This is a genomic window from Methylobacterium sp. A52T (assembly GCF_053346095.1).
Genome location: NZ_JBKFBI010000298.1, coordinates 1 through 1,132 on the forward strand (window position 1 = coordinate 1; position 1,132 = coordinate 1,132).

The following is a 1,132-nucleotide window of genomic DNA, read 5'->3' on the forward strand; positions in this document are numbered from 1 at the left end:
GGGACCGCGCCGTCCCGCGACCGGCCGGCCGAGGCCCGGGCTCCGGCCCCGCCCGAGACGCCGCCGTCGCCGCCGCCGGCACAGGCGCCAGCACAGGCGCCGCCTCCGCCGCGCGACGGCGCGGAGGGGCGCGATCCGCCGCCGGGCACGTTCCTGAAGCTGTCCTTCAAGGGCCGCTGCGAGTCCCTGATGATGGACGGGGAGGACCTCACCGCGACCTGCGCCCCGGAGGCGGTGAACACCTCCGTCGTCGGCAGCCCGAAGGCCGGGTTCATCTTCGGCACCACCGACGGCAAGGCCATGGCGTTCATGGCCTCGGCCAAGGGCTTCGTCGAGGGCGGCACCCTGCACCAGCCCGTCGACGAGCTGATGTACGCCGAGCGCGACCAGTCCACCTTCAAGGTCAAGGGCACCTGCGAGATGCCCAACCCGATGGGCGGCCCGGTGGTCATCACCTGCAATGCCCAGTCGGCGAACAGCACCTACGCGGTCCGGTTCCGCACCGACGGCGGCAAGCCGGTCCTGACGCGCGGCGACGCGAAGTGAGGCTCTCGCCGCGGACCGGAACCGCCCGCCCCGCGAACTCGAGGAGGATCCCATGGCACGACGCGTTGCGACGACGGGAGGGGCCGGCGGCACCGGGATCCTCGTCGGCCTCCTGGGGCTCTGCCTCGCGGGACCGGCGCTCGCGGGATCCACGAGCGTGACCGCGCGGCCCGGGGAGCGGGTCCGCCTCGACGGCTACGCCACCCACGAGACCCGGCCGGGTTGCCCGTCCGTTCCGGCGGCCGCGATCGAGCTGGTCACGCCCCCGCGCGGCGGCCGCATCGAGCAGCGGCGCGAGTTCCTGGTCCTCGGCCAGAACATCGACGGCACCCCGTCGCGGGACGGCTGCCAGGACGTCGAGCGGGACGCGCGGACGCTCTACTACACGGCCCGGCCCGACTTCGCCGGCCACGACACGGTGTCGGTGATCGTCACCTTCGTCACCGGCGAGGAGGCCACCTACACCTACAGGATCACGGTGCCCGAGGGCGAGGGCCGGCGGGCGCCAGCGGTGTCCCAGGCACCCGCCCCCCGCGACGCGGGCCTCGCGCGGCCGGCCCCGACGGCGCGCGCCGCTCCGGCCGAG

The 1,132-nt window shown here is 75.4% G+C and carries 1 protein-coding gene and 1 pseudogene; both read left to right on the forward strand.

Annotated elements, in window-relative coordinates; all coding sequences use genetic code 11:
• Positions 1–546, forward strand: a pseudogene (locus ACLBYE_RS30480) (hypothetical protein); the annotation flags it as partial.
• A 52-nt stretch (positions 547–598) separates the two neighbouring features.
• A partial coding sequence (locus tag ACLBYE_RS30485; protein ID WP_447697031.1) for a hypothetical protein occupies positions 599–1,132 on the forward strand: 534 nt, incomplete at its 3' end.